Annotated in this window: 21 protein-coding genes and 1 pseudogene; 8 read left to right on the forward strand and 14 right to left on the reverse strand. The window is 43.2% G+C overall.

Features of this window, described 5'->3' with window-relative positions; translation table 11 throughout:
- Positions 1–31 precede the first annotated feature (31 nt).
- The 5 genes from trxA to JKM87_RS10400 form a co-directional block, all read right to left on the reverse strand.
- A complete protein-coding gene (gene trxA / locus JKM87_RS10380) occupies positions 32–349 on the reverse strand; it encodes a thioredoxin (protein WP_202080283.1) in 318 nt (105 codons plus the stop codon).
- 94 nt (positions 350–443) lie between these two features.
- On the reverse strand, positions 444–1,424 hold the full coding sequence (locus JKM87_RS10385) for an electron transfer flavoprotein subunit alpha/FixB family protein (RefSeq protein ID WP_202080284.1): 981 nt from the start codon (positions 1,422–1,424) through the stop codon (positions 444–446).
- Between the two features lie 15 nt (positions 1,425–1,439).
- A complete protein-coding gene (locus JKM87_RS10390) occupies positions 1,440–2,204 on the reverse strand; it encodes an electron transfer flavoprotein subunit beta/FixA family protein (RefSeq protein ID WP_202080285.1) in 765 nt (254 codons plus the stop codon).
- Positions 2,205–2,460: 256 nt separating this feature from the next.
- Positions 2,461–3,240: an enoyl-CoA hydratase gene (locus tag JKM87_RS10395; RefSeq protein WP_202080286.1), complete on the reverse strand. Its 780-nt coding sequence runs from the start codon at positions 3,238–3,240 to the stop codon at positions 2,461–2,463.
- Between the two features lie 160 nt (positions 3,241–3,400).
- The gene (locus JKM87_RS10400; protein WP_202080287.1) at positions 3,401–5,167 is read right to left on the reverse strand and encodes an AMP-binding protein; all 1,767 of its coding nucleotides are present in this window, start codon (positions 5,165–5,167) and stop codon (positions 3,401–3,403) included.
- Between the two features lie 215 nt (positions 5,168–5,382).
- Here JKM87_RS10400 and JKM87_RS10405 point away from each other — a divergent pair, with 215 nt between their 5' ends.
- The 4 genes from JKM87_RS10405 (at position 5,383) to csaB (ending at position 12,779) form a co-directional block, all read left to right on the forward strand.
- Positions 5,383–7,689: a phosphodiester glycosidase family protein gene (locus JKM87_RS10405; protein ID WP_202080288.1), complete on the forward strand. Its 2,307-nt coding sequence runs from the start codon at positions 5,383–5,385 to the stop codon at positions 7,687–7,689.
- Positions 7,690–7,792: 103 nt separating this feature from the next.
- Complete coding sequence (locus JKM87_RS10410) at positions 7,793–9,697, forward strand: FAD-dependent oxidoreductase (protein WP_202080289.1); 1,905 nt, start codon at positions 7,793–7,795, stop codon at positions 9,695–9,697.
- Between the two features lie 21 nt (positions 9,698–9,718).
- Complete coding sequence (locus tag JKM87_RS10415; RefSeq protein WP_202080290.1) at positions 9,719–11,674, forward strand: DUF5693 family protein; 1,956 nt, start codon at positions 9,719–9,721, stop codon at positions 11,672–11,674.
- The gene (gene csaB, locus JKM87_RS10420) at positions 11,664–12,779 is read left to right on the forward strand and encodes a polysaccharide pyruvyl transferase CsaB (protein ID WP_202080291.1); all 1,116 of its coding nucleotides are present in this window, start codon (positions 11,664–11,666) and stop codon (positions 12,777–12,779) included. Before JKM87_RS10415 ends, csaB begins: the two co-directional genes overlap by 11 nt.
- Before the next feature lie 351 nt (positions 12,780–13,130).
- Here the strand turns inward: csaB and JKM87_RS10425 are convergent, their stop codons facing one another.
- From JKM87_RS10425 to kynU, 4 genes are all read right to left on the reverse strand, one after another.
- Entirely contained in the window at positions 13,131–13,544 is a 414-nt protein-coding gene (locus tag JKM87_RS10425) for a DUF350 domain-containing protein (RefSeq protein ID WP_202080292.1), read from the reverse strand.
- 39 nt (positions 13,545–13,583) lie between these two features.
- Positions 13,584–15,947: an endonuclease MutS2 gene (locus JKM87_RS10430; protein ID WP_202080390.1), complete on the reverse strand. Its 2,364-nt coding sequence runs from the start codon at positions 15,945–15,947 to the stop codon at positions 13,584–13,586.
- Positions 15,948–16,144: 197 nt separating this feature from the next.
- A complete protein-coding gene (locus JKM87_RS10435; protein WP_202080293.1) occupies positions 16,145–16,567 on the reverse strand; it encodes a YugN family protein in 423 nt (140 codons plus the stop codon).
- A gap of 117 nt (positions 16,568–16,684) precedes the next feature.
- Positions 16,685–17,986, reverse strand: coding sequence for a kynureninase (gene kynU, locus JKM87_RS10440; protein WP_202080294.1), 1,302 nt, complete (start codon positions 17,984–17,986; stop codon positions 16,685–16,687).
- Positions 17,987–18,054: 68 nt separating this feature from the next.
- On the opposite strand from kynU, the gene kynB reads away from it, so the two are divergent.
- Complete coding sequence (gene kynB / locus JKM87_RS10445; RefSeq protein ID WP_202080295.1) at positions 18,055–18,678, forward strand: arylformamidase; 624 nt, start codon at positions 18,055–18,057, stop codon at positions 18,676–18,678.
- 200 nt (positions 18,679–18,878) lie between these two features.
- Here the strand turns inward: kynB and tkt are convergent, their stop codons facing one another.
- Positions 18,879–20,870, reverse strand: a complete 1,992-nt coding sequence (gene tkt / locus JKM87_RS10450) for a transketolase (protein ID WP_202080391.1) — start codon at positions 20,868–20,870, stop codon at positions 18,879–18,881.
- Between the two features lie 187 nt (positions 20,871–21,057).
- On the opposite strand from tkt, the gene JKM87_RS10455 reads away from it, so the two are divergent.
- Positions 21,058–21,171, forward strand: a complete 114-nt coding sequence (locus JKM87_RS10455; protein ID WP_202080296.1) for a YjcZ family sporulation protein — start codon at positions 21,058–21,060, stop codon at positions 21,169–21,171.
- Positions 21,172–21,218: 47 nt separating this feature from the next.
- Entirely contained in the window at positions 21,219–21,311 is a 93-nt protein-coding gene (locus JKM87_RS10460; protein ID WP_202080297.1) for a YjcZ family sporulation protein, read from the forward strand.
- A 206-nt stretch (positions 21,312–21,517) separates the two neighbouring features.
- Here JKM87_RS10460 and JKM87_RS10465 read toward each other — a convergent pair whose 3' ends face one another.
- Complete coding sequence (locus JKM87_RS10465; RefSeq protein WP_202080298.1) at positions 21,518–23,002, reverse strand: leucyl aminopeptidase; 1,485 nt, start codon at positions 23,000–23,002, stop codon at positions 21,518–21,520.
- 157 nt (positions 23,003–23,159) lie between these two features.
- On the opposite strand from JKM87_RS10465, the gene JKM87_RS10470 reads away from it, so the two are divergent.
- Positions 23,160–23,645, forward strand: a complete 486-nt coding sequence (locus JKM87_RS10470) for a divergent PAP2 family protein (RefSeq protein ID WP_202080299.1) — start codon at positions 23,160–23,162, stop codon at positions 23,643–23,645.
- Between the two features lie 134 nt (positions 23,646–23,779).
- Here the strand turns inward: JKM87_RS10470 and JKM87_RS10475 are convergent.
- The 3 genes and pseudogenes from JKM87_RS10475 to JKM87_RS10485 all read right to left on the reverse strand — a co-directional run.
- Positions 23,780–24,178: pseudogene (locus JKM87_RS10475) on the reverse strand (3D domain-containing protein); the annotation flags it as partial.
- 773 nt (positions 24,179–24,951) lie between these two features.
- Positions 24,952–25,296, reverse strand: coding sequence for a YuiB family protein (locus JKM87_RS10480; protein ID WP_202080300.1), 345 nt, complete (start codon positions 25,294–25,296; stop codon positions 24,952–24,954).
- A gap of 209 nt (positions 25,297–25,505) precedes the next feature.
- Positions 25,506–25,691 (reverse strand): YuiA family protein, encoded by a 186-nt coding sequence (locus JKM87_RS10485; RefSeq protein ID WP_336885163.1) that lies wholly within the window; start codon positions 25,689–25,691, stop codon positions 25,506–25,508.
- Positions 25,692–25,829: the final 138 nt, after the last annotated feature.

The following is a 25,829-nucleotide window of genomic DNA, read 5'->3' on the forward strand; positions in this document are numbered from 1 at the left end:
TTGATCAAATCATTTATTTGTTTCATACGTCTTACAGATGCTGTTCAACCTTCTCTACTAGCGCTTCCTTTGGTTGCCCTGCGCCAACAATTTTATCCACTACTTCACTATTTTTTAGTACCAATAAAGTAGGTATACTCATAATCCCGAACTCGGAAGCCGTTTCAGGATTATCGTCCACATTGACCTTGACGATTTTAAGTTTGTCACCTAATTCTTGATCTATTTCTTCAAGCATTGGTGCAATCATACGGCAAGGGCCACACCATGGTGCCCAGAAATCGACGAGAACTGTACCATTTTCAACCTCTGATTTGAAACTCTGATCTGATGCCTCTATAAGTGCCATAGCACAATAGCCTCCTCTTCACATCCACTTATGTGTGATGGTGATGAATCAAATTATATCACTGTACCACATTTATTTCCAAGGGGATGCTCAATTATGATGAGTGGGCTAATACTTTTTTGAACTCTTCAGTCAAAAGTGGAACGACTTCAAACAGATCGCCGACAATCCCGTAATCAGCCACTTTAAAGATCTCTGCCTCTGGGTCTTTATTGATAGCGACAATGACCTTAGAGTTTGACATCCCCGCTAAGTGCTGAATGGCTCCTGATATCCCACAAGCGATATACAAATCTGGGGTTACGACCTTCCCTGTTTGGCCAATTTGTAGTGCATAATCACAATATTCAGCATCACATGCGCCTCTGGAAGCACCAACAGCGGCACCTAGTACTTCTGCCAATTCTTCGAGTGGCTTAAAGCCATCAGCGCTCTTGACACCTCGACCGCCGGAGACGATGACACGGGCTTCAGACAAATCTACACCGCCACTCGTTTGTTTGACAACTTCTTTCACCACTGTACGTAAATCTTTCACCTCGACTGTTAACTCATTAACGAAAGCAGCACGGGATTCATCAGCCTCAAGTGCGGTGATATTATTAGGTCTGATGGTGGCAACTATAGTGCCAGACGTGATTTTCTTTTTAGCAAAAGCTTTACCGGAATAAATAGGACGTGTGAATACGGGCTCATCATCTTCTATATCTACAGCGGTGCAATCAGCAATCAGTCCCCAGTCTTTCTTAGCCGCTATCCGAGGGGCTAAATCCTTGCCTATAGAAGTATGCCCCAAGAGTATGGCGTCTGGTTTAACATGATCAATGACTTGCAGGAGCCCTTGCGTATATCCATCCGTTGTATAGGTGTCTAGTTGATCGTGCTTTACGGTTATGACCTCATCCGCTCCATGATGTGTCAAGACTGTACTATACTGATCCACTTTTGATCCAAATACAGATACAAGCACTTTCCCACCATGGCTTATCTTTTGAGCAGCTGCGATTGCTTCTAGTGTGACGTTTCTTAATTGTCCGTCTTTTTCTTCAGCTAATAGTAATACTGTTCTACTCATGGCTATTCTCCTCCTTTATAGCACTTTCGCTTCGTGACTTAAAAGTTCAACCAGTTCCTTCACTTTCTCTTCCGTTTCACCTTCTAAGATACGGCCTGCCTCTTTCTTTGGCGGTAAAGATAATGAGACAACCTCTGTTTTGGATGACAGATCATCTGGTAGACTGACATCCTCAGATGTGATCCGTTCCAGTGGTTTCTTTTTAGCCTTCATGATGCCAGGCAATGAAGGATATCTCGGTTCGTTCAGTCCCTGTTGAGCAGTGAAGAGTGCAGGAAGTGTTGTTTCAATGACTTCAAGATCTCCTTCTACATCTTTTTCAGCAATCGCTTTAGTCCCCTCTACCGTGAGTTTCGTAATGGTTGTCACCTGTGGGATGTCTAGTAATTCAGCTACCCTCGGCGCCACTTGTCCTGCACCATTATCAACGGAGACGTTACCTCCCAGGATGATGTCATACGATTCACGTTTAGCGACTTCTGCAATGACATGAGAGACCTTAAATTCATCTCCAAATAGCGCTTCGTCCCCTATTAAAATGCCCTTGTCTGCTCCCATCGCTAAGGCTGTTCTTAACTCTTTTTCCCCATCCTCTGGGCCCAAAGATAGAACGGTGACTTCCCCACCGTGGTCATCTCTCAACTTGATCGCTTCTTCTATGGCATACTCATCATATGGGTTAATGATGAATTCTACGCTTTCTTCACTTATTTGATTATCTTCGATTACTATTTTCTCTTCGGTATCGAATGTACGCTTCATGAGTACTAAAATATTCATGACTTTCCCTCCTTAACGGATTACATTAATGGATTACATTACGGTTTACTCTAAAGGTATATGATAAAACGAGTGTTTCATGCTGATGAGCTTTTCCTCTCTCCCAACTGAGCGCTTAGTCAGTTTAAGCGTATGCAAAAGATAATAAATGAGTGAGCATTCATTCAGTTTTTATAAAAAGAGTCAATTAAAAAAGAGCTAGGTCATATTGTAAGCGTTCTAAAATTTATTAAAGGATCAATGATCCCCGTGCAAATTAACGATCCTTAAATTGAGGTTTTCTTTTTTCTAAGAACGCCTGAATGCCTTCTTGAGCATCTTCGGTCATGAAAATATCCCCGAAGAGGGCGGCTTCCTTCTCAGAACCAGATTGCTGTCCATCTTGTTCTCCAACTTGAACAGCGTCAAGCGCATACCGTAGTGATATGGCCCCTTTCTGAGCTACTTTTGCTGCGAAATGCTTTGTCTCTGTTAACAGAGAATCCTGATCATACACTCTATCAACAAGGCCTAATCTGTGCGCTTCGTCGCCCGTTATAGGATCACTTGTAAAAAGCAGCTCCAACGCTTTGGATTTGCCAATAAGCTGCGGTAGACGTTGTGTACCAGCAAATCCAGGTATTAGACCTAGATTAAGTTCAGGTAACCCTAATTTGGCTTCGGGCGTGGAAAACCGAAGGTGACAGGCCATCGCTAACTCTAATCCTCCCCCTAGGGCAGCACCATGAATGGCGGCAATAATCGGCTTTGGAAACGCTTCCATTCTGTTGAACACATCTTGACCGACCTGCGCGATACGTGTGCCTTGTTCGGCTTTTTCTACAGCGGTAAATTCTTTAATGTCTGCCCCTGCAGCAAAAAATTTCCCTTGACCAGTAATCAACAAGACTTTTACCTGATCATCTTGTTCTAGTTCATTAAGTGCGGCTGTCAAATCTTCAAATGTCGTTTGACCTAAAGCATTCGCAGGAGGGTGGTTAATGTATAAAATGGCTATTGATTGTTCAACATCACGTTCGATTTGAATCGTGGACATCTCTCTACCTCCTTTACTCTCAATCTGTGTCTATACTTAGTGCTACTTATTCTATTATAAATAAAAATCTCCTGTTTGTGGGTATAATTTCACATATTTTTCATAAAAAACTGAAAAAGAGCCGATTTACGGCTCTTAGAGACTAAAGAAAGCACCCTCTTTAGTCGTTGCTCACCCTCTTGTTTTCCTCCTCTCTTAATGCCCTTCTTAAAATTTTACCGACCATCGATTTTGGTAATTCATCTCTAAATTCATAAATACGAGGAGCCTTATAGGAAGCGAGTTTTTTTCGACAGAATTGATTAAGTTCCTCTTCTGTGACCTCTACGTTATCCTTCTTAACGATAAAGGCTTTAACAGTCTCGCCCCGGTAATCATCTGGGACGCCAATAACCACACACTCTACAACGGCAGGATGTTCATATAGCACCTCCTCAATATCCCTAGGGTAAATATTAAAACCGCCAGCGATAATCATATCCTTTTTACGATCAACGATATAAAAGTAACCTCTTTCGTCCATATAGCCCACATCACCCGTTAAGAACCAACCGTCTTCTATCATGACGTCTTTTGTTTCGTCGGGTCTCTTCCAATAGCCTTTCATCACTTGCGGCCCTCTGATGGCAATCTCACCAATTTCTCCAGCGGGTAATGCGTCCGGATGTAGATGTGTGGCGTTAGATTCGGTATGTTCTTGATTTTGTCTCTCTACTTGATTCCGTTTATCTACTTGATGTTGGCTATCTAAAGGAAGTATTGTGGCTTCCGTATCAGGCCAAGGTATACCAATACTGCCGACCACATTATCTCCCTGTATAAGATTAGCGTGTGTCACAGGGGAGGTTTCCGTTAAACCGTACCCTTCAACTAATTTACCACCCGTGACTTTTTCGAATCTCTGTTGAATTTCAACGGGAAGAGGGGCAGAGCCACTGATACACGCCTTGATTGAGGATAAGTCATAATCTGACACATGCGGATCATTCAGTAACCCAATATAGATGGTGGGAGCCCCCGGGAACAAGGTAGGCTTTTCTTTGTGTATCGTCTTAAGTACTTCTTTTGATTCAAACTTTGGTACTAGAATCATGGTCGCCGCTAGCATGACAGAGAAATTCATGACGACCGTCATGCCGTACACGTGGAAAAAGGGGACTACCCCCATCGTGCGCTCTGTACCATACTTAGAGGTCGACAGCCATTTGCAGCACTGGTACGTGTTGACGACAAGGTTACGGTGTGTGAGCATCACCCCTTTAGGATGACCGGTGGTCCCGCCTGTATACTGTAATACAGCAATATCGTCGGGGGTTCTACTCGCTTTGATATCAGATGGTTTATTATGTCTTTTGATCAGGGATAAAAATGGACGAACGTTGCCTTTAAATGCAATATCCACCTTTAACCCTTGTTTTCTCTGAACTAGGGGGTATAGTACATTTTTAGGAAAGGGTAGGTAATCTTTGATACTGGTGATAATGATATTTTTCAGTTCACAGTCAGCTTGAACTTTGGCAATTCTAGGATAGACGAGGTCTAACCCAATAATCGTTTTTGCTCCCGAATCTTGCAGTTGATACTTCAATTCACGCTCCACATATAACGGATTAGTCTGGACCACGATGCCTCCCGCTAGTAAGACACCATAATAGCTAATGACCGCTTGGGGACAGTTTGGTAACATAATAGAGACCCTGTCGCCCTCTGATACGCCTAGTGCTCTAAGAGAGGCGGCAAAAGCGTGTGCCTCATGATATAACTGCCTGAAAGTGATCCCTTTACCCAGAAAGCGTATGGCGATACGATTTGGTTTTTTATGGTAGGCTTCTTCAAGAAGATCCTGTAAGCAAACTTCCGGGTAGTCTAACGTTGTTGGTATGTCGTGGGGGTAATGTTCGTGCCAACGCAACTGTTTTTGACTCATCACTCACGTCCTCCCCTTTCTCTCATTCCATTACTAGCCCCTTAGTTATATATAGTCAGCCCAAGTAGAAAACAGAAGCCCCTTTTTATCGGTCAGTGTTAAAAATTTCGGAACTTACTGTTTTTGGAATTTAGGAGAAACTTTTTTCCCTTATCCAGCGTCTAATATCGTAGATTCAAAGATTAATAGACTGATAGAAATGGGAGAGATGATGAATGAGAACACCGAAGAGCTTTCAGACATGTATCGTGCTGCTCATCGCCTTCAGTATGGTATTTGCTTACATGCCAGCTAGCGCAGTGATTGCAGCATCTGACAGCATCAAATTACAAAGTGATCGTACACTATCACACGGTGCCACACACGAGGTTTATAGTAAAGAGATTGACGGCCAATCCGTCCATTTTGATGTGGTGCGAGTGGACCTCACACATGATTACATACGTGTCGCACCTATGTATGGGGACGAGATAAGTAGTCGTGAGCGTGTCACATCGATGACAAACAAAGAAGACGCCGTTGCAGGCATTAATGCGAGTTTCTTTAACATGCAAAATGAAGGAGGTACGTTTGGTGCCGTTGTACGTGATGGAGAGCTTATTTCAAGTCCAGCAGACGTAGACGGTTGGAACACGTTTGCCATTTTACAAAACCGTGAAGCTATTATTCGAGAGCTTGGGTTCACGGGAGAAATCGTCGCACCAACGGGAAATACTTTTCCACTCACTGGTCTAAACAAAACTGAATATTGGTCACCAGACTCCCCGGCTAGTAACTACTCTGGCACGGTCCATATGTTCACATCCGAATGGGGAAGCGAAAGTCGTGGTGCGATTGAAGGCTACGATGAACTAGTAGAAGTAGAGGTGACTCAGGGTGTTGTCTCCGATATACGCTTAAATACGAGTCGTACTATTCCAGAAGATGGTTACGTTTTAATGGGACACGGACAAGGTAGCACCTTCTTACAGGAGAATTTGGATATCGGTGATACTGTTGATCTGCAATACAACCTGACACCTGAAAACCTTGATATCAACCAAGCCGTCGGTGCTAACTTCTTACTAGTAGAGAACGGACAAGTTGTACCCGCAATGCCTGAAGACAGTGCATTACAAGGTAAGAATTCAAGATCTGCTCTAGGTGTAACACAAGACGGACAAACCTTGTTCATGGTTTCCGTGGACCGTAGTGATGTGAACCCTGGTGTGACATTAGAACAGTTAGCATCATTCCTCGTTGACCTGGGGAGTCACAGAGCGGTAAACTTAGATGGTGGTGGCTCTACATCACTTGCGATTAAGCAACCCGGTCACCTTCAATCAACGAGAGTTAATACAACGTCTTGGGAACGTAGTGTTGCAGATGCGTTAGGCATTTTTAACACGGCTCCTAAAAGTACTGCTAAAGAATTGCAAGTTAGCGGTCCAGAGGTCGCTTTACTTAATGAAAGTACGACATTCCAATTCAATGGCTATGATCTAAACTATCATCCTTTCTCACCGGAAGAAGTCAATTGGACTGTTAAGGATGGAACAGGACAAGTAAACGGAAAAAGTGTGCAGTGGCAGGAGCCAGGTGAGACCTTCATACAGGTCGAAAAGGACGGTGTGACAGCCAGCCACTCACTTCTCGTGATTGGTCCTGAACAGATCGCTGACATCAATGTTGCACCGGAAGATATCCTCATGTTCCCAGGGCAGCAACAAGATTTAGACGTTCAAATTGTATTGAACAATGGAAAAACTTATACATTTGCTGCTAATCAGTTAGAGTGGAATACGAACGGATTGGGAACGATGGATGGGTATTCTTTTACAGGTGATTCTAGTCCTGGTGAAGGTACTATAGATATTTCTATTGTGGGTAAAACGAAACAGATTCCTGTCATCATCGGATACACGTTTAGAGATATTCAGAATCACTGGGCTAAGGAGAGCATCGAGTATCTAACCGAAAAAGGCTATGCGAGCGGGTTAACAGCTAGCGAATTTGGCCCGAACCGAGACCTTACGAGAGCAGAGCTCATCGTCTTTTTATCGCGCGTAATGGAATGGAATATCGCAGAAACGGAGCAAATAGTTGAGTTAGATGAGGACGTTCCTCCTTATGCGGAGGCTGCTATCAAATACGCTGTTCACCATGATATTATCCAAGGTGACCATAACGGAAATATACACGCTTATAACCCTATTTCTCGCATGGAGATGGCCACCATTCTAGAACGTATTCTTTCATCCCAAGAAACGCCTCCGGAGGAAAAGCAACAAACACCTATAGAACAGGTATATTCAGACTGGGATGAAGTCCCTGAGTGGGCACAAGAACCCGTCCAATATGTCACTGATCGCCAGATATTCGGTGGCGCAGACGGTCAATTCAAGCCCCGACACAACATCACGCGTGCTGAAGTTGTCACTGTGTTAGTCAGAGCTTTTTTCGGGGATGATTCAAAAGAAGAAACAATGAGCGGTGAAAATGACGAAACAACCCAAGAAGAAAATGATGAAACAACTCAATAAGATAATGAAGACACTGAATTAGAGTCAGCTGAGACTGACCGATTGCAAATAATGTAAGATATGTAACCAAAAAACGAAGCACCTAGATATAGAAGGAGTTCCTATGAAAAAGTTTTTAGTGATGTCATTAGCATGTCTTTTACTCATTCCAGCCACCATTTTTGGTGGCTGGAAAGTCATTGAATGGAAAGCATTGCATGACCTTAGTGGTCAAAATATCAATGTACAGCCCTACGAAAAGAACATAACTGAAAAAACGTACGATGTGATTGTGGTTGGCGGTGAACCTGAAGGCGTGGCTGCTGCTGTCTCTGCAGCAAGAAACGGGTCAAAAACCCTCTTAATTGAACACAGAGATGGATTAGGTGGCTTGATGACTTACGGCATGCTCAATTTTATTGACTATGATCAAGATAAAAACGGAGATATAGCCAATGCGGGCATTTTCAAAGAGTGGCACCAACTCGTTGGAGAAAAGGATGTCTTTGATATTGAAGTTGCAAAAGACGCTTTTCTATATTTAGTCCAACAAGAAGAGAACTTGACCCTGTCTTTAAACACTAAACTGAAAGACGTAAAATTGGCAGGTGACGGGAACCGTCTTGAAGGAGTTATAGTAGAAGACGAGAACGGCGAACACACTTATACAGCCCGTCGGTTTATTGACGCTACTCAAGATGCGGACTTGGCTGTCCTAGCCGGTGCCCCGTATTTTGTAGGGGGAGCTGATATAGGTGTAGAAGATAGAAAAATGGCTGTCACACTGATGATTCACCTTGACAATATCAGTTGGGAAGGGGTGGCTTACGCTGTGGCCACTAGTCAGTTTGGCCCAGCTAAAATGAACCCTGTTGCCGCATGGGGATTTGTTGATCTCCACCACATGTACACCCCTAAAGAGCCAGGGACACGTTTACGTGGCTTGAATATTGCCAGACAAAGTGATCGCTCGGTCTATATTAATGCTTTACATATATTTGATGTTGACGGTTTAGATTCAGCCTCCAAAGCAGAAGGTATTGAACGTGCTAAACGCGAAACTGAGCATATTGTTGACTACCTCAGAGCAGAATTCCCAGGGTTTAAGAACGCAACCATCGCTAGCTACCCGGATGAATTATATGTTAGAGAAACACGACATATTCTCGCAGAGTACCAGCTCCCTATTACTGATGTTTGGGAAAATAAAGATCATTGGGATCGTATCGGCTTTGGCGCTTATCCCGTGGATATCCAAGCAACGTCTGTAAATGACTACGGTTATATTGTGACAGACCCTATACAATATGCGATTCCTTTTCGCTCCTTAGTCCCCCTTGATGTTGATGGGTTGCTTGTGGCTAGTAAGGCTTCAGGTTATTCCTCCTTAGCTGCCGGGAGTGCAAGAATTATACCGACAGGCATGACTGCCGCTGAAGCTGCAGGGGTTGCTGCTAGTCTATCGCTAGAACAAGACATCTCGTTTAGAGACATGATGGATGAGGAAAAACTGATACAAAAACTACAGAAAACACTACAAGAGCAGGGTGCCCTTGTTTATCCTTACTCTATTGATTATGCTTATAAGGGAGAATGGTACTATCCAAGCATTCAAACGATGTTGATGTACGGCCTTATTTCGGGTGGTCACGACAATGACCTTCGTGTAGATGAACCTATGAGTGAACTGGCGTTTGTCAACCTCATCACAAACGGGTTTCAACGTATTAACTCAGATTTGTACCGTCAACATGAACGGGGTTTAAGTGATATACACTTAATGGCACAGAAAGATCAAACACCAATTACGAGAGATCAATTTGCACGTTTCCTGCTCACTGTTCAGGGTCACTCTAGAGAGGGTGATGCGTGGCAACGTGTCATGGATCAACCAGATGTGTTGGACACGACCATCATCGATCGTCTTGATGAAAACCGTGAAATAACACGCAAAGAAGGTTATTATTTGCTAGCCCGTATCTTTGACCTACTCGAGAACGAAAGCTTCCCTACGAACCATACTGAATGACTCATGTAAAGGATGTCGCCCATGTTAAAAAAGATTCTTTGGTTACTCGTCATCATATCTATTCTCGCTTCTATTCCACTTGTTATTGATCGTTACCAAGGTGAAACCTCTACTAAAAGGGTAGAGGTTGTAGTCGATTATGATAAAGTATCACGTATGAGTATGAGGTCTCCCATTGATATCACCCCTCAAGACATACTCACGCAGCTATCAGAGGCGGGCGTTAATTCGGTCGCCGTGTTTGAGAATACTGTGGGAGATCTTATTGATCGTGGCATCATACAACTCTACACAACGAACCACCTGAATTTATTTTCTGAATACAGCGATTTACCACAGGATCAAACCCTTGCTTTATTCTCCACTCACTTAAGTGATGAAGAGATTGAGACCTACGAAGCGTTATTCCTAGAAGCGATCCCAGATGTGGCTCAAAGCTACGAATGGGATGGTCGACCGGCCGTGATGATTGATAAACCGGCAAATAACATCAGGAACACTGTTCTTGGCTTTGATTTTGACCAGTTACAAACCCTTCAAAACCAAGGCTTCCACGTGATTGCACGTATTAAAACGAGCCGTGAGTGGAACGAGGATTTTCTAGAGTATCAGTTCAAAAAACTGAGTGAGCTTGGTATACATACTACAATCTTTGATGGAAGAGATGTCCTAGGCTACCCTGAAAAGGAAAAAATGGCGCAAGTGGCCGATTGGATGAAAGAGTACCAGTTAAAATTCATCACGATAGAATTCCATGAACAAGACGGGGCTCATACGCTAAGCGAATACACTGATCACCAAATCATACGTTTATTAAGTGTCACGGACCAAATGATGAATGAGGACGAAGTGAGTACAATTTCAAATATGCTCACTTTAGGGATTGAGGAACGCAATGTACGAATGGTTTATCTTAATCTCCCTGTCTCACAACCTCATCAACCTCATACCGATTTAGAGACCATACTGCAAAAAGCGAATGAAGTTGTCTATTTTACGCTAGAAAGCATTCGACAGAATGGGTATGAGTTGGGGTACGCCGCCCCTTTTACCATTTTTGAAGTCAAGGGACAAGCATGGCACAGACTAATCATGATTATAGGCGCTTTGGCACTCGCAAGTTTATATGCATACAAACTGCGCCCTAAGCTCGCTTATCTACCTATTCCTTTAGGCCTGCTTGTGTTTGTGTTAGGACAAGTGACTGACCGTTCTATGTTGATTTATCAAGGTTTCGCCTTAGTGGCTGCCTTCATAGCCCCAACAATAGCCACAATATATATCATTGAGTTCTTACAAAAACGTCAATCACTCCAAAAATACCCTACTCTTGTCAGTATTGGGTTGTTCATCGTGGCTGGCATCATTAGTTTATACGGGGCATTAGTGGTTGTATCACTCCTTAACCACCTCTCATTCATTAAATATATGACACAATTCAGAGGAGTTAAAACCTTACACCTTGCACCTTTTATCTTACTGACCCTTTATTTCCTAGCACAATTCCGTATCGTGGACCTGTATGACCGAGTGAAATATGTGCTACAGTACACGATTCAAGTGAAACATGTGTTGACCGTAGCAGCCATTTTGTTCGGGGTTGTCTATTATGTCTCACGTTCTGGTAACGAAGGTGTTGTCTTACCATTTGAGCTTGAGTTTAGACAATTATTGAATGATCTTCTGGGCGTAAGACCACGTACAAAGGAATTATTACTAGGGCATCCGCTGTTCATATTGGCTAGTTACTTTGTTCTAAAGTATCGTAAGGGCGTTGTCCTTTTCTTCGTCGGTATCATTGGTCAGATCTCAATGGTCAGCACGTTCACCCACCTACATACGCCGTTACTCGTATCGCTGCAACGTACAGTGTACGGTATGATCGGTGGTATCATGACAGGTCTACTCCTTATTTTATTGTGGCGTATACTAAACAGCTTGTGGAACAAAAGGGAGCGTTTATTAGATGGAGGATAATAAGATTAAAATTATGCTATCAGGCTACTTCGGTTATGATAACGCAGGGGACGAAGCGATCCTCTCGTCAGTCATACAAGCCATTAGGACCGTAGCAGAAGAACCCGTGACTTTTGTTGTCCTTTCTGGCAACCCTGAGCAAACAGAAAACGTTCATCGCGTTAAAGCGATTCACCGTACTGACTTAAAAACCATTTGGGCTGAATTGAAGGACACCGCCATCTTCATCAGTGGTGGTGGTAGTTTACTACAAGATAAAACAAGCCCAAGGACGATACCTTACTATCTGGCTATGATTCACTTAGCCCAACTTGCTCATGTGCCGGTTGCAGTCTACGCTCAAGGCATAGGACCAGTGCAACGCAAAATATTTCATAAGTGGATTGCAACGACATTAAAACGTGTGCAGTACATCTCTGTTCGCGACCCAAAGTCAAAGGCGTTGTTGGTGGATTGGAAACTCCCTGAACAAAAGGTGGCACAGGTCGTCGATCCCGTGCTCCTCATGTCCACTGATGGCATAGAGTCTGCGACGAGGTTATTAGCACGAGAGAATATTACCTTAAACGCGCCTCCAATCATGTTCTCTATCAGACAATGGGCGGAGGGCGATCAAGACTTGAAAGTGGTGGCGCAAACGTGTGATGCCCTTATTGAACAAGGGGAAGAAGTCCTTATGGTGCCGATGCACTACCCTGAAGACGCCCAGGTGGCTTGTGAAATATTATCTTATATGAATCATAGGGCGCACATCTTACAGGAGCCGTATACACCACAAGAACTCTCGCAAATCGTGTCTGCCGGAAAATTGATGGTTGGTATGAGACTACACGCTTTAATATTTGCAACCGCTCAAGATGTCCCTTGTTTAGGTCTCTCCTATGATCCTAAAATAGATGCGTTCATGAACATGTTAGGTCAAGATCCAATAGCCCGTGCAGGTCATTTGGCCCATCCCGCTTTATTAGAAGCGATTGAAGAGGCAATAGATGGGCTTCCTGACTTAGAACAAAAGACACAGGCTAAAGCGAAACAATTGAGAGATCAAGCGCTGATACCGGCTAAACAGGTTGTTAAGATGCTAAACTCTCATTCAGTAAAATAACGTGTGTAGTGAGCGTTGTGATCAACTGTGCGTAGTGGACGATCATACCTCATGATATGTACATGCGAATAAAAAAAGCGCTACAGTGGGTTTGCCACTTTAGCGCTCTTTTATCTTCTAATAGGCTAAGTGAAATACAGCAGGTACAGTGCGCCTGCTAACATGAAAACAACACTTAACACCATCAACACTTTCCATAGCGTTTCCAATCTTTGTTCCCCCCACTCAAGCTACAATACTGACGCCCACAGTTGTAACAGACACCTTCATTTACTTTCTACCTTTTGACCTTTAGATCTACAGATCAAGCATCACAGTCTTCCTCAGTTAGGCAAGAGGGCTCTTATGCTCTTATATAACACTTATGCTGGCCCCTATAACGTAGGATAGGCCGATAGAAATAAAGGCGGCCAAGAGTGCCACAGCGATGTTGCCCTTTTCTATCTGTTCATCAACCTTGAAACTAGGGGTTGCAAACTCAAAGATAAAATAAGCGAAGAGTAGTATAGTAAAACCAAACACGCCCCAGATCATCATTTGCCATAACGTGTCATGGTGCAGGATAGAAAACCGAAAGACGTTCGCAATACCAAGTATTTTTCCCCCAGTGGCTAAAGCCACCGCAAAATTGCCTTTCTTAATCTCTTCCCAGTTCTTATATTTGGTCACCAGTTCAAAGATAGCCAAAAAGACAAATATCGCTAAAAAGGCGACACTTGCATTCGCGATCACCATAACATAATGGTTCTGTAATAACTCATTCATCTTCTCCACCTCATCCCAGGTCAGTGTCCGCTTTAACTTTTAAGTGAGTTCTGCTACAGTGACGCCACTGCCTCCTTCGCCTGCACCACCTAGACGAATGTTTTTTACCCGCTTATGCTTGCGTAGGAAGTCTTGTACGCCTTTGCGCAGTTGGCCAGTCCCTTTTCCATGTATGACGTAGACCTGTTGGTAACCACTTAAAAGCGCCTGGTCTAAATATCGATCCACTTGTAGTATCGCTTCATCTGTCGTTTGTCCTCTCAAGTCCACCTCCATCTTAGCCGGTTCATTCGCTGTCTTCACGGTCGGTCTTGGTGCGACTTTCGGCTGTTGTTCACGGTGGACCTTTTCCATTTGGTCTGTTGCGACCTTCATTTTCATAATACCGATTTGGACTAAAAATTCTTTATCTGACGCTTTCTCTACGATGTGGCCTTTTTGACCGAACGTATGCACATACACTTCGTCTCCCGCCCGGAAGGATTGCGCCCCCTTCTTCTTGGCTTTGTTGGTCTTTGCAGGCTTAGACTTTCTTTCCGTGGTTTCTTTGAGGTCATCTAATTGTTTCTTGGCATCGATGAGAACATGTTCTTTGACTGTCTCATCCTTAGACGCCTTATCTCTCAGGGTTTGAATAATCTCGTCCGCTTCTTGCATGCGCTTCGTGAAATACTCATTCGCTTTCTTCTCCGCTTCCTCAATGCGATGCTGTTTCTCGCTTTCAAGCTTTTCTTCTTTTTGTTGTAATTCATGTCTTAATTTTTGTACCTCTTGTTTGTAACGATCCGCCTCTGTACGATCTTTTTCCGCCTGTTTGCGATTTTCTTCTAGTGATGCGATCATGGCTTCTACCCTTGTGTCGTCCTCTCCTAGCTGGCCTTGGGCTTGTTTAATGATATCATCGGATAACCCGAGTCTATGGGCGATGGAGAAAGCATTACTCTTGCCGGGCACACCGACTAGCAACCGATAAGTCGGACGTAAGGTTTCGACGTCAAATTCTACACTCGCGTTCATGACACCTTCCTTGGAGTACGCGTACGCCTTTAATTCACTGTAGTGTGTTGTCGCGACCACACGTGCCCCTCTATTATAAACATCATCAAGGATGGCCATGGCAAGTGCTGCACCTTCGGTAGGGTCCGTTCCTGCTCCTAATTCATCGAATAACACCAAGCTCTGGTCGTCTAACTCTTGTAAAATACGGACGATATTTGTCATGTGCGAGGAGAAGGTACTCAAGCTCTGTTCAATACTTTGTTCGTCACCGATGTCAGCATAGATATTAGACACTACTGCGATTTCCGTTTCCTCTTCTGCAGGTACAGCAAGTCCGGCACATGTCATTAAAGTGAGTAGTCCTAACGTTTTTAAAGTGACGGTTTTACCACCCGTGTTCGGACCTGTAATGACCATAGAAGAATATGAATCTCCTAATTCAAACGTAATAGGCACGATCTCTTCTTTAGAGATTAAGGGATGGCGCGCTTGTTTCAGGTGGAAATAGCCTTCTTGATTGACTTTAGGCTGGACGCCTTGTAGTGATTTGGCGTAGTATGCCTTGGCAAAGATAAAATCAATGTCTGCTAAAGCTTGGATATTCACATCAAGCTCTTCTACCGCTTCCATTACTCGGTCAGACAGCTGACGCAGTATTTTTTCAATTTCTTTTTCTTCTTTTACTTTCGCTTCTCTTAACTGGTTATTAATCGTGACGACTGCACTAGGTTCAATAAATAATGTGGCCCCTGATGCAGACTGATCATGGACAATGCCTCCAAAATGATTGCGGTATTCGGGTTTAATCGGGATACAATATCGATCATTCCGTATCGTAATAATCGCGTCTTGAAGCATTTTTTGGGCGGATGATGAACGTATCATCTGCTCGAGCTTTTCTCTAGAACGGCTCTCAAACGTACGGATTTGCGCCCGAACCTGTCTTAATGTTGGGCTCGCTGCGTCCATCACTTCACCATGCTCATCAATACAAGCGTTAATCTCTTGTTCTAGGGCTTTCAAAGATGATATTTGTTGCGCAAGGTTCTCCAATATGGGCAGTTCAATGTCTTCGAGTAATTGTTCAATAAAGGTTTTAGTTTGTCGACCACCATATAGTGTACTTGCGATATCTAGTAGTTCTTCAGCGTTTAACATACCGCCAATTCGCGCCCTTTTGATAGAGGCCCGAATATCACGAATGCCTCCGAGAGGGACTGAACCCTTAAGTCTTAAAACAGTGCTTCCTTCTTCGGTTGCTCTCTGTTGCTCAACCACCCAATCATAGTCAAAAACGGGGGTCAGCTTTTCTACTTTTTCCTTGCCTATATAAGATGACGTATGTGCCATTAATTGTTCTTTTATTTTTGGAAATTCTAATACGGATAATACTCTGTCATTCAGCATAATGTCCTCCCTGTAGATTAGGGTCTTTCTTGTAGTCTTACTTGTACCTTTAGAACCTTTATTGTCCCATTAGGTCTTTCTTGTCCCTATGTCTTGTAATTATGGTGTCTTATCATCATTTGCTAGCATCTTACCCGTTTATTATAGCATATAAAAACAGTCCCAACCCTATAAAAGAATTGGGACTGCGTATGCTAAGTGGTTGAGAAATGTGCCTTAAACTGTTCTTCCAACTTTTGTATGATTTTCTTCGACTTCTCAACTTCTTCTGTCTCTATAGATGCGTCGGAATCCTGCGGCTCGGAGAATTGATTTATAGAGGAGTCTAATACGTCCACATCGACATAGTCATCTAGTCCAATCTGATATTTATGTCGAAGAAGGAAAGGCTTCCCTAGACGCACAAGGGCTTCGTCATCACCAAATTCTCCTTCCTTAACCATCACAGGTACTCTTATAAACAAGTAGCCAGGGTTGTCGGCAAGCTTTTTGTCAAAAAAGCCATGATCGTATTCCCAATTCCCGCCTTCATCAAAACCGTGCTCGTGGAAAAACTGACGGATATCTACGAAATGGCCTTCAAAGTTCTCAAGTGCCGTATTTTCAAACGGATACATAGGCGACCTCCAATGACGATTTTAGTTCTAATTTTCCCTTCAATGGTCACTTTCATGCGCCTAAGTGTGACTCCGTCTAGGTTTTGATCATCCCTATTATGAACTACATTATAAACGTTAGGCCACGACATCTCTACCTTGCTCGTATTTTTTGTACTGTTCCTCATTCATGATTTGAGCTAGTGTCGTCATCATATGATATACATCAATAAAGCGAGTATATAACGCAACGGGCGCTAATCGAATTACATTAGGGGAACGGAAATCTGGGATCACACCAGCATCCTTTAACGCTTTACATATACGGGGAGCTTCAGAGTGTTCCAAAGCGATGTGGCCTCCCCGGTTTTCTGCTTTTAAAGGTGTGCCAATAGTCAAGCGTTTCTCTTCGTCAACCTGCTCATTATAAGCTTGAACAAGCTTCACGAGATAATCGGTCAGTGCTAACGATTTTTTACGAATATTCGTCATCCCTGCTTCCTGAAAAAGCTGCATTGAACCGTGAACGGGAGCCATGCTTAACATGTGAGGTGTTCCGATTTGAAAGCCACCGGCAGACGGTTCCGGTTCAAATGATAAGCTCATATCAAACTGCTTGTCTTTCTGAGTACCGAACCAGCCTGCTAGCCCTGGTACCGCCCCGTGATGCTTTTCATGTACATACAAACTGGCGACACTCCCCGGACCACTATTAAAGTATTTATAGTTACACCAGAAAGCAAAGTCCACGCCCCATTCATGTAAGTCATGCTCAACGGATCCAGCTGAATGGCACAGATCAAAACCGATCAGTAATCCTCTATCATGGGCTTCTTTTGTCAGATAGGCCATGTCCAACAATTGACCACTACGATATAAAACAGCGGGAAGCATCACAATCGCAATCTCATCATGATGACGATCCATCCATTCGACCACTGTCTTTTCGTTAATGGTTCTCCCATCCTCACTCGGCACGAGCAGTAAAGTCTCATCTACATCGAAGCCGTGCAACTGAACCTGACTTTGTAAAGCGTAAATATCAGTCGGGAAGTTTAAAGCGTCGGCCAGTATTTTTTTTCGATTCCCTTGAGGACGATAAAAGGTAGCCATCAGTTGATGGAGATTGACTGTTGTCGAGCCGGTGACAATCACCTCGTTTGGCTTTGCACCCAGTAGTGACGCTTGGATCTCGGCACTTTTTTCTGCATAGTAATACCAAGGAATGTCGCCGTTCATCCAACCGTCTATCCCTAACTCTTTCCAATCCTGAAGAACTCGTAGTACACTTTGTTCGGCTTTTTTGGACATCAATCCTAGAGAGTTTCCATCCATATAAATGTGATCGTCTACACCATAAAACTGATTTCGAAATCCTTGAAGTGTATCCTCTTGATCCAATTGTAAGGCTGTGTCTTTTAATTGATCTAAATTAAGCATCCTTTGTTCCCCTCTCATGTTATGATATGGTTATAGATTAGTTATAAAATCAGGAGCGTGATGATAAAATGAAAGCGATTGATATTACTCGTCCATTATATCCTACCATGGCAGTCTGGCCAGGGGACACCCTTTTCTCATACGATTTAAATTGGGCAATGGAGAAAGGCTCATCTGTTAACGTGGGAACAGTGAAGATGAGCATACATACGGGAACGCATGTCGATGCACCATTTCACTATCAATCTGAAGGGAAAACGATCGATCATATCCCGTTAGACACGTACATCGGACCGGCCCAAGTCGTTCATCTTCCTTCCAAAGTAACGTTTGAACGACAAGACTTTGAAGCGTATGATTTCACACATACCCCTCGTCTTCTCATTCGAACTGACGCTTGGCCAGAGGGGGCCTCTTTCCCTGAACATGTGCCTACACTCGCTCAGGAAGCAATACAATTTTTGGCCCATGAAGGCGTCGTATGCATCGGGCTTGATCTCCCTTCTGTTGACGATATAGATAGCAAAACTTTAGATAACCATCACACCTTAACACAACATCAAATCGCCATTTTAGAGGGCTTGGATTTATCCCATGTTGAAGAGGGCACGTATGAACTAGTGGCTCTTCCTTTAAAAATAAAGGGCGCTGACGGTTCGCCTGTTCGTGCTATTTTAAGACACATGGGTTAGCCAGCTGAAAGTGTCATTCCTTATAGATAGGGCTAAATCATTTTGCTGATTTAGCCCCTTTTTATTTCCTATAGAGTTTTGCATTCATTGCGTATAACATCAACTCATACGCGTCATAATGTGTGTTTTATCAATGAGACATGGCTACTGTTAGTAAAAAAACTGCGAGGGTACCAATATACCGGCCTAGACTACCTGTCCTAGTCTAAAATCGCTTTCGCTTTAGCTACAACGTTTTCGACAGTAAAGCCGTACTCTTCAATGATTTTTCCACCAGGTGCTGAAGCCCCAAACGTTGTGATGCCAAGTACTGCACCTTCATCACCTGTATAACGTTCCCATCCTAGAGGGAAGGCCATTTCAACGCCTACGCGTTTTTTCACTTGTGGAGGCAGTACTTCGTGCTTGTAAGCCTGGTCTTGCTGTTCAAACAAGTGCCAGCTTGGCATACTCACGACTCTCACTTTGTGCCCTTCTTTTTCAAGCTCTTTCTTCGCTTCAAGAACGAGATTCACTTCTGAACCAGAGGCCAATAATATAAGATCTGGTGTGCCCTCACTGTCTGAGAGGATATAAGCACCTTTACTGACTTTGTCATAAGCGTTGGCGGTCTCTGCGAGCACTGGTAGGTTCTGGCGTGTAAGCACAAGTAACGTCGGTTCTTCTGTGTTGTTCATCGCCACCTGCCAAGCCGCCTTCGTCTCATTTCCGTCCCCTGGTCTAATCACATTAAGGCCCGGGATCGCTCTCAATGCAGGTAGCTGTTCGACTGGCTCGTGTGTTGGGCCATCTTCACCAACAGCGATACTGTCATGGGTAAAGACAAACGTTACAGGTAACTTCTGAAGCGCCGCAAGACGAATAGCTGGACGTAAGTAATCTGAGAAGACAAAGAACGTCCCGCCAAACACTCTTAACCCACCATGTAGTGTCATACCGTTCAATGCCGCGCCCATCGCATGTTCACGAACACCAAACCAAATATTTCTGCCACTATAATCTGCAGGCTCGAAGTTATTTTCATCCTTGATTAGGGTTTTGTTTGAACCCGCTAAGTCCGCAGACCCTCCTAGGAAGTGAGGTACGCTTTTAGCAATGCCATTTAAGACTTCACCGGATGCGGCTCTTGTCGCAATTTTATCCCCTGTTTCGAAGGTTGGAAGCGTATCCTCCCAGTTGTCTGGTAATGTCCCTTCGATGGCTTGTGTTAGCTGCTTTGCTAATTGTGGATGTTCCTGCTTGTACGCCTCAAACCTGTTATGCCATTGTTTTTCCACACCCTCTGCTTCACTCTTGAGCTCTTCGTAGTACGATTGGACATCTTCAGGGACATGGAATGGTTCATGAGGCCAGTCATAGTGCTCTTTGACCAACGGCATTTCGTCTTCTCCTAGTGGGGCACCGTGAACTTTATTCGTGCCACCTTTATTTGGACTTCCATATCCGATCGTGGTCTTTACTTCAATGAGAGTGGGTTTCTCTGATTCAGATTGTGCAGCAGCAATCGCTTTTTCAATTTCTTCTAGATTGTTACCATCTTCTACTCTTAAGTAATGCCAGTGATTTGCTTCAAATCTCTTTTGAATATCTTCAGAGAACGATAGGTGCAAGTCTCCATCGAGTGAGATATCGTTAGAGTCATAGAGCACAACCAGTTTGCCTAGCTTGAGGTGACCGGCGAGTGATATTGCTTCAGCGGCAACCCCTTCCATCAAGTCTCCATCACCACATAGCGCATAAGTATAATGATCAATGACGTTATGTACATCTTGGTTGTATTTTGCGGCTAAGTGACGTTCGGCCATGGCCATACCAACAGCCATACCAATGCCTTGTCCTAATGGTCCTGTCGTCGCTTCCACACCTGGTGTATGACCATACTCTGGATGACCTGGTGTCTTAGAATCCCATTGCCTGAAAGCCTTTAAGTCCTCCATAGAGACACCGTAACCGTGTAGATGCAGTAAGCTGTATAACAACATCGATCCGTGTCCCGCACTTAAGACAAAACGGTCCCTGTTAATCCACTCAGGGTTGTTTGGATTATGATTCATAAACTTCGTCCATAGCGTGAAAGCCATAGGAGCTGCTCCCATTGGTAAACCTGGATGTCCAGAGTTGGCTTTTTCTATGGCATCAATTGATAGTGTTCGGATCGTATTAATCGCTTTTTGTTCTAATGCTCGATCCACTTTTGGCATTCTCTCCAACCTCCTGTATGAGTTCTTCATTATCTATAAGTTGCATTATCTCATTTTTTTATACTAAAAATCAATTTTATTGCAGATAAAACGTCTAAAAAATCAGCGGATGCCCTATACCATGATATTCATCATCGACATAGGTTATTAGTGGGAGTCAGAACCCCCCCCCAAAAAAATGAATGAAAAAAGGAGTGTTGTCTACATGGGTCACGGTTATGGAGGATTTACTTTGATTGTGGTTCTATTCATTCTTCTTATCATCGTAGGGTGCGGTTGTAACATTTATTAATGTTATGAAGAGATCCGACTTACTTTGATTGAAAGGAGGATTCTCACATGAGTCACGGATATGGCGGATTTACACTGATTGTCGTCCTGTTTATCCTGCTAATCATCGTTGGTTGCGGCTGTAACCTCAACTACTATTAATCAATAATATCGATATCAAAATAAATTTCAGCCGCATAAATTAATCTTTAATCAAAAGGTGAAGGTCTAGGGGACCTTCACCTCTTTTGTTATTATACCCAGAATAAGTTTATTATGATAAAGCAGATTCTCGACAATTTCCTCGGAAATAGTTATGGTTAATTTCCAGCGGTGCCGGTGTACCACGGTCCTACATGGAGTCGTCGTTACTTGTCAGCATGCTGCATGGCAACATTGGCTAATGTCTTAGACATGACCCCAGTACCACCTTTGGTCCCTCGTTCACTTTCCTTATCTGTCCAAGCCGTTCCAGCTATATCGAGATGGACCCAAGGGGTGTCTTCAGCGAACGCTCCTAAAAACAGCCCCGCGGTGATAGCGCCTCCCATTCTACCTGGACTGTTGTTAAGGTCAGCGACATCACTTTTTAACAATGCTTGATAGGGATCAAAACTTGGAAGCTGCCATAGGTACTCTCTAGCCTCTTGGGAGCACGCTAGTACTTGATCCATCCAAGATTGTCGATTTGTAATGGCGCCTGTGCTCACTTTACCTAACGCTACCATCATGGCACCTGTAAGCGTGGCCACATCGATGAGGTGTTGAGCCCCCAGCTGTTTAGCGTAAGTGATACCATCGGCCAATATGAGCCGACCTTCTGCATCAGTGTTTTTGACCTCAATCGTTTTACCGCTAAGTGACGTGATGACATCACCTGGCTTGATGGCGCTACCACTAGGCATATTTTCTGATGAAGGAATGACGGCCAGTACATTACACTTTGGTTTTAAATGCCCTATCGTCTCCATTGCGCCTAAGACGGCGGCACTGCCTCCCATATCCATTTTCATTTCATGCATATTTAATGCGGGTTTTAATGAAATACCGCCACTATCAAAAGTTAATCCTTTTCCAACAAAAGCCAGAACATCATCCCACTCTGGTTTACCCTGATACTTCAGCACAATCATCTTGGGTGGTTCCGTACTCCCAGCGGAAACAGCAAGTAAAGCGCCCATTCCTAGTTTCTCCAACTCTTCCTTGTCCAATATGTCACAAGCCATATCGTGGCGTTCAGCTAACGCGTCAGCTTCTCCTGCTAGGTGTGTCGGAGTCATATAGTTCCCCGGTGCGTTCATCAAGTTTCTAGCGAGGCAGACCCCCTCAGCGTGCGCTTTACCTTTATGTAAACCTCTTTCAATCCTATCTTTGTTTGCGTGACAGACAACAACCTCTCCATGCAAAGATGCCGTTTCGTCTTGATCCGTCTTTAGTCCATGGTACTCATACTGCGCCACAACCTTACTCTCACCTAGACTTACAGCAACTGCTTCATCTGATAGGTCAGGTCCGGTAAAACTATCGAAACAGTAAGTAAGGTGTTTAAATTGACGTTGCTTAAGCTCTTTTGTTACTTTTGCTGTACATTCATCAAGGTCACGCAATGAGATATTTTCTTTCTTTCCTAGACCGATGAAGGCCACATTCTTCACATGTGCGCCTTTCATGATCGGTATTACAGTGACTTTCTTTTTCTCAGCAAAATGCGATTGAGCCTTCACATACTCGGCAAGAGAGCTCTCGATGGCATTCACTTGTTGAAAACAAGGGGTTTTGAACGTTTGCTCGTTGTTTTCATACAGTCCAAAAATAATCACTTCTGCCTGTTGTAGCTTACCGATGACTTCCATTGTTATGCACCTCCATTTTTCTTCAATTATACGTGAGTCTAAACATTTTGGGAATCATCGGTTGATCTTGTCTACACCCCGTTTTGATAATGTTAATTTTGTAATTGTAGATATTTTAATTCAGGTATATGATATAAATAAGAAAGGTGGTACATGAATGGAATTATTTTATAATATCCCTCTGTGGACATCGTTAACTGCCATTTTACTTGCTCAGTTTATAAAAGTTCCCCTGTATTACTTTCCAAACAAAAGCTTTAATTGGGGCCTGATCTTCAGCACCGGGGGAATGCCCAGCTCCCATTCAGCGGCGGTGACCGCACTTGCAACAGCCATCGGGTTTGACCATGGTTTAGATTCACCTTTGTTTGCTATCGCTGCGGTGTTCGCGATTATTGTCATGTTTGACGCTGCAGGTGTAAGACGACACGCAGGGGAACAAGCCGTTGTCCTTAACAAGCTCGTTGAAGAGTTTAACTATATTATTCATGAGATGAAAACATGGCAAGATCAAACTGAACATGTGAAGCGTAAAAAGTTAAAGGAATTGTTGGGCCACCAACCTATTGAAGTCCTTGTCGGTGGTTTATTTGGCATCGTCGTCGCTTTCATCTTTCATATTGTTGTCCTGTTTTATTTATAGTCATGAGGGTTTTATTGGGATTATTATGAGAGTTTTATTACAAAATAAAAAAAGAACGGACTTGTGCCGTTCTTTTTCTCATTACGTTTCCGTATTCGAGTAGATCAAATGTCTAAAGGAAGTAGACTCGACTATCAAGATGGGCTCGGTCGATACACTTGCATGGCCTTATCCTGGTTAAGCTGGTCGAGGACCGCTTCAGATACTTCCCTTGGTCCTTCTTCAATAACGTAAACATTCAATTTTCTTTTCCCCCACACTTCGTATACGTCATCCACCGTTTCAAAGTATAAATCTATCTTATTGCCTTTTATGGCCCCACCAATGTCTGCAACAACACCATAGCCGTATCCTGGGATATATAAGACTGAACCGATGGGAAAAACACTCGTATCTGCGGCTATTGTTGAGAATAAATCTCTACGGACTTTTACGCCCGAATAGGTGATACCGTATTGAGGGTGATCTGGTTTTTTACCAGTTGATTCGTAACCAGCAGTGTATCCGGTTGCCAGTACCTCTTTTACCGGATATTGATTTAGATTCAATTGTTGTTCTAAAGCAACCAAGTCATACTCAATATCCAGATCCATGGATTGTCGACTCGCCTCTCCCTCCGTAGGAGGCCCAGTGTCTTGACCACCATCAAGTACATGGTCTTGTGAGACATTGGTTTCAAATGCTGGGTGTTGTGCGCTCTGTCCTTGGTCAGGTTTCTTTGAATTTATATTTTCATGATTAACATGGCTTTCATTCATGTTGTTCTCAGTATATTCCTCGTCATGCAACGATTCTTCTTTTTCACGAGATTTTGTATTTTGTAACGATGCTAATTGAAGAAAATCATGCTTTGATGTCATTCTTTTATCTACTCGTCGGTGAGATTCTAGTGGCATGTGATCAATGACAGCTTCTTCTTCAGTTGATTGTAATTGTTTCAGTAGGGTTTCATGATGGTATAAATGTTCTTCAGACTCTGACACTTCTTGAGGTATCTTGTGCTCTTCAACAGGGTTACTATCAGCTTCCATATAGCCTGCAAACCATAACGTTGAGAACATCAAACTGGTCATAAACATCGTGACCATCATCAACTTAACTCCAAGCTCACGTTTCACGTTCACTGGATATTCCCTCCTCTCCTTTTTCATAGTGTCCAGAACAAGGAAGGAATATACATGTGCAGCAACAAAAAAGACGCCTAGTGGCGCCTCCGTCTTAATGGGCATATCATGATTGAATCCGTATTGAATACATAACAAATTTGAATCAATACTAAAAGCTTATGTTCATGTCATAAATGAGTCTAAAACATTCTATAACCCTTTTGTCGTAGTAAACGTATCGCCAATCCGCTGAGTATAGCGCCTAATAAACCGGCACCAAGTATGATATAGTCCACATATAATAAACCGGCAATCTGCTCTGCTAAATGGCGAATGATTTCACCAGGGTTAAGTATAGATATTTGTCCTTCCTCTTGCACAGACCAAACAAATGCCTTATCCTTTACCATCATTAGCACAACGATGGGGTATAGTATCAACCCAGGTAACCAGGTTGTCTTCAATAACATGTTCAACAAAAATCCAATCCCAAAAAATAAGATAAGAAACAATAGGACAGATATGATTATTTGCGCTAATAACAAGCGTTATCACCTCATTTTGACTGTTCAAAGAAAACTGTACTCATTTTTTCTACCTTTGTCAATGTACAATTAATCACGACAGCCACAACGAGCCAGGTCCTTTTCTATGCTAAAGAGACAAGAAAAAAGCTATCACGTGGATAGCTTCGCCATTTATGATTGGGCTTTATTGCACTGAACGGCAAGGTAGAGAGCGTAAACAAATCATTTTATAGTAAATTTAAATGCACTAACTCAATACGAGGTTGACTGAAATGGTTCTTCGTATTAGTATTCCATTCAACATGTCTTGTGCAATGTTTACAGGATTCTGTTCCGCCTAATAAGAGCTGTACATACCCATGATCATAACAGTAAGGACACTTTACATTCTGTTCTTTTGACTTCATTAACATGTCTCCACCCCCCTGTTATTTTTAAGGACTACTATAGCATTTCCTCTTAAGAGTTAAAACCTTGTAAATATTCTGAATAATTAAATCTAACGCAATGGAAGCGTATACATGCTGTTTATGCTTTTATTTTCGCACTTT

It is taken from the genome of Caldalkalibacillus salinus (assembly GCF_016745835.1).
GTDB classification, from domain to species: domain Bacteria; phylum Bacillota; class Bacilli; order Caldalkalibacillales; family JCM-10596; genus Caldalkalibacillus_A; species Caldalkalibacillus_A salinus.

What these genes read in the sequence shown, in the direction of transcription:
- kynU (WP_202080294.1), bottom strand. Translation starts at nt 17,986, where the DNA reads ATGCTTAATTTAGATCAATTAAAAGACACAGCCTTACAATTGGATCAA.
- JKM87_RS10385 (WP_202080284.1), bottom strand. Translation starts at nt 1,424, where the DNA reads ATGAGTAGAACAGTATTACTATTAGCTGAAGAAAAAGACGGACAATTA.
- JKM87_RS10470 (WP_202080299.1), top strand. Translation starts at nt 23,160, where the DNA reads ATGGAATTATTTTATAATATCCCTCTGTGGACATCGTTAACTGCCATT.
- JKM87_RS10435 (WP_202080293.1), bottom strand. Translation starts at nt 16,567, where the DNA reads ATGTATCCGTTTGAAAATACGGCACTTGAGAACTTTGAAGGCCATTTC.
- JKM87_RS10415 (WP_202080290.1), top strand. Translation starts at nt 9,719, where the DNA reads ATGTTAAAAAAGATTCTTTGGTTACTCGTCATCATATCTATTCTCGCT.
- JKM87_RS10390 (WP_202080285.1), bottom strand. Translation starts at nt 2,204, where the DNA reads ATGAATATTTTAGTACTCATGAAGCGTACATTCGATACCGAAGAGAAA.
- csaB (WP_202080291.1), top strand. Translation starts at nt 11,664, where the DNA reads ATGGAGGATAATAAGATTAAAATTATGCTATCAGGCTACTTCGGTTAT.
- trxA (WP_202080283.1), bottom strand. Translation starts at nt 349, where the DNA reads ATGGCACTTATAGAGGCATCAGATCAGAGTTTCAAATCAGAGGTTGAA.
- JKM87_RS10460 (WP_202080297.1), top strand. Translation starts at nt 21,219, where the DNA reads ATGAGTCACGGATATGGCGGATTTACACTGATTGTCGTCCTGTTTATC.
- JKM87_RS10410 (WP_202080289.1), top strand. Translation starts at nt 7,793, where the DNA reads ATGAAAAAGTTTTTAGTGATGTCATTAGCATGTCTTTTACTCATTCCA.
- JKM87_RS10425 (WP_202080292.1), bottom strand. Translation starts at nt 13,544, where the DNA reads ATGAATGAGTTATTACAGAACCATTATGTTATGGTGATCGCGAATGCA.
- JKM87_RS10405 (WP_202080288.1), top strand. Translation starts at nt 5,383, where the DNA reads ATGAGAACACCGAAGAGCTTTCAGACATGTATCGTGCTGCTCATCGCC.
- JKM87_RS10465 (WP_202080298.1), bottom strand. Translation starts at nt 23,002, where the DNA reads ATGGAAGTCATCGGTAAGCTACAACAGGCAGAAGTGATTATTTTTGGA.
- JKM87_RS10455 (WP_202080296.1), top strand. Translation starts at nt 21,058, where the DNA reads ATGAATGAAAAAAGGAGTGTTGTCTACATGGGTCACGGTTATGGAGGA.
- kynB (WP_202080295.1), top strand. Translation starts at nt 18,055, where the DNA reads ATGAAAGCGATTGATATTACTCGTCCATTATATCCTACCATGGCAGTC.
- JKM87_RS10485 (WP_336885163.1), bottom strand. Translation starts at nt 25,691, where the DNA reads ATGTTAATGAAGTCAAAAGAACAGAATGTAAAGTGTCCTTACTGTTAT.
- JKM87_RS10395 (WP_202080286.1), bottom strand. Translation starts at nt 3,240, where the DNA reads ATGTCCACGATTCAAATCGAACGTGATGTTGAACAATCAATAGCCATT.
- JKM87_RS10400 (WP_202080287.1), bottom strand. Translation starts at nt 5,167, where the DNA reads ATGAGTCAAAAACAGTTGCGTTGGCACGAACATTACCCCCACGACATA.